The 4684-nt window shown below is 51.5% G+C and carries 5 protein-coding genes and 1 tRNA gene; all 6 read left to right on the top strand.

Translation table 11 applies throughout. The annotated features are described in order from the left end of the window. Nucleotides 1–239: 239 nt before the first annotated feature. The 6 genes from GX135_00125 to GX135_00100 all read left to right on the top strand — a co-directional run bounded on the left by GX135_00125 (nt 240) and on the right by GX135_00100 (nt 4644). Nucleotides 240–1022: a hypothetical protein gene (locus GX135_00125; GenBank protein ID NLN84494.1), complete on the top strand. Its 783-nt coding sequence runs from the start codon at nt 240–242 to the stop codon at nt 1020–1022. 92 nt (nt 1023–1114) lie between these two features. Further along, the gene (locus tag GX135_00120; GenBank protein ID NLN84493.1) at nt 1115–2113 is read left to right on the top strand and encodes a tRNA (5-methylaminomethyl-2-thiouridylate)-methyltransferase; all 999 of its coding nucleotides are present in this window, start codon (nt 1115–1117) and stop codon (nt 2111–2113) included. Continuing rightward, nucleotides 2107–2742: an MBL fold metallo-hydrolase gene (locus tag GX135_00115; protein ID NLN84492.1), complete on the top strand. Its 636-nt coding sequence runs from the start codon at nt 2107–2109 to the stop codon at nt 2740–2742. Before GX135_00120 ends, GX135_00115 begins: the two co-directional genes overlap by 7 nt. After that, on the top strand, nt 2739–3689 hold the full coding sequence (gene guaA / locus GX135_00110) for a glutamine-hydrolyzing GMP synthase (GenBank protein NLN84491.1): 951 nt from the start codon (nt 2739–2741) through the stop codon (nt 3687–3689). The genes GX135_00115 and guaA overlap by 4 nt, the downstream gene beginning before the upstream one ends. Nucleotides 3690–3745: 56 nt before the next feature. Continuing rightward, nucleotides 3746–3821 (top strand) — tRNA-Gly (locus tag GX135_00105). 553 nt (nt 3822–4374) lie between these two features. Beyond that, a complete protein-coding gene (locus tag GX135_00100; protein NLN84490.1) occupies nt 4375–4644 on the top strand; it encodes a hypothetical protein in 270 nt (89 codons plus the stop codon). Nucleotides 4645–4684: the final 40 nt, after the last annotated feature.

The raw sequence follows: 4684 nt of genomic DNA, 5'->3' as shown, positions 1-4684 counted from the left end.
TTTGCCAGGTACTGAAAATCTGCCTGCAGCGAACTACACACTATAATACATCTCCATATAGACCTGATTTGACCGATCCTTGGCAAATGAAAATAAGGCTGGTTTAAAAAATGGGGGAATGCCAAAAGCTTTTTTAACTTGACAAGATTGGCAGAAACGGTTAAAGTATCAATAAAGAAAATGGCTGCTGAAAAGCCATCACATACGCAAAAAGCTTAAAAAGTAAAAGGAGAACGGTTATGAAAAACCTAATTCGTGTCATGTTGCTTCTGGTCATCGGCATCTCGGTGTTTTTGGTCGCGTCTTGCTCCAAAACAACTGAGCCAAACTTTGAAGAGCCCATGATTTCTTCTGTCATTTGGGATTATGACAACGTTGTGTGGTTCGATCTTGATTATGAAGAATCCACAAAAGGAATCGCTCACGTCTATATTTGGATGAGCGCCAAAGGTGAAAACCCCAACGCCACCCTCAAAATTGGCACCCAAAACATCGATTTCAGATATGTCACTTCCTACACGGATGGAAAGATTTATGGCGGCGGAGAATACAGCCTGAACACAGATCAGCCTGTAACATACGAGATTACAGGCGGGAGCAAAACATACACCGGCTCCGTCTCCATCCTGCCCAAAAAAGTGGAAGTGCCCACCTGGCCGGATTTCAACCCCAACAACAACTATTCGGTGAACTGGTCAATCGCGAAAGACCCCCAATTCCACGTTATTTCCGCCTATTTTGATGGCAACGACAAAATTGCGGATTATATTCGTCAGGTTCCTGGAACCCAGAAGAACTTTACTCTGCTCCAATCGAACTGGGCCCAGTATGCCCCTCTTCACGATTTTGAATTCGCCATCAACGCCATCGGCTATGAAAGGCTGAACAAAAAGAAAGTTTTGATTGCTGGCGTGAGCAGCGCTTGGACTTGGTGGGATAGCGATCCAGACAAAAGTTCCAGAACCCCCAAAGCCGAACCCTTCCGTTTCTTCGACCAAGTTGCCGAAGATATTGCCAAATAATTTCGCCTCAAACCAGGCATAAATTGGGGCCTGCTTTTTACCGCAGGCCCTTTTTTTAAACCCTTATTTTATCAACCGGATTTAAACCATAAATGAATAATCGCTCCGCCATTGCGCTGTTTTCCGGAGGTTTGGACAGCATCCTTGCCGTCAAGATTTTGCAGGAACAGGGGATAAGAGTCCATCCCGTCTTTTTCAGCACGCCCTACATCTATCCGGACCGCGCTCTGAAATTCGCCGCCAAAAACGGGCTTCAGCTCGATGTTTTCGAAATATCCTCCGAGCATCTCGAAATGATGAAAGCCCCCCGCTATGGCTTTGGAAAACGTTTCAACCCCTGCATCGATTGTCACGGCCTCATGTTTGCACAAGCGGCAGCGCTTCTGCCCCGTTATGAAGCGGATTTCCTGGTATCCGGCGAAGTGGTGGGTCAGCGTCCCATGTCCCAACGCCGGGAAGCGCTTCAATCCGTGGGAAAACTGAGTGGCAACGCCGATCTCATCGTCCGGCCTCTCAGCCAAAAACTCTTGCCGGACACGCTTCCCATTCGTGAAGGCTGGGTGGATAAAAACCTGCTTTTGGATATCAGCGGCAGAGGACGCCAGCGTCAGATGGAACTCGCCAAAAAATATGGACTTAATTTTCCCGGACCCGGAGGCGGTTGTTTGCTTACCGACCCCAGTTTTTCCCTGCGTTTGCGCGAACTGGTCTCTCATGGTCAGGAAACCACCGCCCAGATTGCTCTTTTGCGCTGGGGACGCCATTTTCGCCTCTCCCCCACGCTCAAATTGATTGTGGGACGCCATAAAGCCGATAATGAACGCCTTTACGAGCAAAACTTTCCCGGACTCTGGCTGCGCCTGCGGGACAGCGAAGGGCCGCTGGGTTTGCTCACCGACACTCAGGCTTCATCAGAGCAAATCGCGCTTGCCGCTTCCATCCTGCTTTTCTACGCCAATAAGGCTCCCTCTCCCGCCTGGGTGAAATACTCGGTTGACAACAAACGCTGGCATGATATTGAGGTGGAAAAATGCCCCGAAACCCTGCTGAGGGGCATCATGATTACTGTTCAAAAGGATTTGCGATGTTAAAAATCGAAGACCATCACCTCTTGCCGGAATTTGGCACAAACACCTGGCTCGTTTGGGATGAAGCCAGCCGCGAAGCCATTTTGATTGACCCCGCGGCGCCTTCGGAACCACTGCTTTCCCGCATTCGCGAGCTGGAACTCAAGCTTTCCCTCATCGTGAACACCCACGGACATGGCGACCACATCGGCGGCAACGATTTTTTCAAAAAAGCTCTGGGCGCGAAAGTCCTCATCCATCCCGCCGATGCCAAACTGCTCACGAACAACAGCCTCAATTTCAGCGCCTATCTGGGCTCGCCGCTCCAGCTTTCCCCGGCGGATATCCTGGCGGAAGATGGCGAAACCATCTCCCTGGGAAGCCACAGCTTCACCATCATCCACACTCCCGGCCACACCCCAGGCTGTATCTGCCTCCACACGGGGAAATTTCTCTTTAGCGGCGACACTCTTTTTGAACTCAGCGTGGGCAGGACGGATTTTCCCGGAGGAAGCCGCGAACAAATCCAAACATCCATCCGGGAGCGTCTCTACATTTTGCCAGACGACACCGTCGTTTACCCTGGTCACGGTCCCAGAACTTCCATCGGCATGGAAAAACAAAATAACCCCTTTGTGAGACCCCTGTCATGAATCCAAAAGATTTCATCAATTCCTCAATCCGCTCCATCCGCGCTGAAACCGGCTCTGCCCAGGTTGTTTTGGGTCTCTCCGGCGGCGTGGATTCCTCTGTGGCAGCGCTGCTTATCCATCGCGCCATCGGTGAACGCCTCATTCCCATTTTTGTGGATACCGGTTGTTTGCGTCATCGCGAAGCCGAAAGGGTGCGCGAAGCCTTTTCTGCCATCCCCGACCTCAATATCCGCTTCGTGGATGCCTCCGTTCTCTTTTTACAGCGTTTGGAAGGGGTGGATGACCCCGAACAAAAACGCCGCATCATCGGCCACGGCTTCATCGAAGTCTTTGAAGCCGAAGCCCGCAAACATCCCGGCGTGGAGTTTTTGGCGCAGGGCACCCTCTATCCCGATGTTATCGAAAGTTTCAACGCTCAGAAAGGCCTGGCGGTCAAAAGCCATCACAATGTGGGCGGCTTGCCCGAAAAGATGGGATTGAAGCTTCTGGAGCCTTTTCGTGAGCTCTATAAAGACGATGTGCGCGCGATTGGGCGTGAATTGGGGCTTCCCGAAAGCATCGTTGCGCGTCATCCCTTTCCAGGGCCTGGCCTCGCTGTCCGCGTGGTTGGAGCCATCACTCCCGCCAGGCTGAAATGCCTTCAGGCCATCGATGAGATATTCATCTCCGAACTGCATTCCCAAAACCTTTATCACACCACCTGGCAGGCTTTTGCAGTCCTTCTGCCCATCCGCAGCGTGGGCGTTAAAGACGGCTCCAGAAGCTATGACAACGTCTGCGCCCTCCGCGCCGTGAATTCCAGCGATGGCATGAGCGCGGATTGGACCCGCCTTCCCCTGGATTTTCTGGCCCATGTTTCCAACAGAATCCTTTCCGAGGTCCCCGGCGTGAACCGCGTGGTTTTCGATATCAGCCCCAAACCGCCTGCCACCATTGAATGGGAATAAAATCAACACTATCTGCTTGACAAAAACATAAACCCTCAAAACCTGTTTCATAAATAGCGGGCGTAGCTCAGTTGGTAGAGCATCAGCTTCCCAAGCTGAGGGTCGCGGGTCCGAGTCCCGTCGCCCGCTCCATTTCTTTTCACTGTGTGGGTTTTCCATCTGCTTTTTCCAATCCTCCTTTTTGTTTTTTTTAAGCTCAGGCTGCGCGCTTGCCTTCGCTCTTGATATGCCCTAACATCTTACCCGTCAGCCTCTTGTGGGACTCCCCTTATTTTTTGGGGAGGCTTTTGAAGACGAGCGCAATGCGATATGTGAGGAAATCAAGATGCCCTTCTATAATATAAAGGGGAAGAAAATGGGGTTTTGTCAAGAAATTTCACGCAGATTATGCCGATTTCGCAGATTTTTTTATAGATTAGGGATGCACAGGATGATGAGGAATAAAAGTTAGGGAGTGAGGGAGTTAAGAAGTTAGGAAGTGACGGGGAGACTGGGAAATGGCGAGACGGTGTTCGGAAACGATTGCCCTGAAAGCCAATACCCATGCGTCATTCTGAGCGCCAGCGACGGCCTTGTCGGAGCGCTGGCTTCAGCCGGCCGTTAGTGCCAGATTCATCTGGCACAATGAACAAAGCTGGCATCCTTTTCCACCGGATAAATCCGGCGGTACGACCGGTTGAAACCGGTGTTCCAACAGGCTTATAGCCTTCTGCCCACCAGCACCCAAACCCGCAGTGACCCTGTCATTCTGAGCGTCAGCGATGGACTCGTCGGAGCACCGGATTCATCCGGTCGTAGGTGCCAGATTCATCTGGCACAATGTCCTTTCGACCACCCAGACTCCGCCCACCCCACCCAAACCCAAGCCTGGCCGTCATTTCGAGCGGAGCGAGAAATCCAGAGCAAGGAAGGAAAAAGGCTTTTAATGAAAACCCAACTTTGCTCTTTAGGCTGAAAACCCGTCACCCTTTTCCACCGGATAAATCCGGCGGTCC

Source organism: Candidatus Cloacimonadota bacterium (genome assembly GCA_012522635.1).
Classification (GTDB): Bacteria; Cloacimonadota; Cloacimonadia; order Cloacimonadales; family Cloacimonadaceae; genus Syntrophosphaera.
The sequence above is the reverse complement of the archived record's forward strand: the minus strand, read 5'-3'. Positions and strand labels throughout refer to the sequence as shown.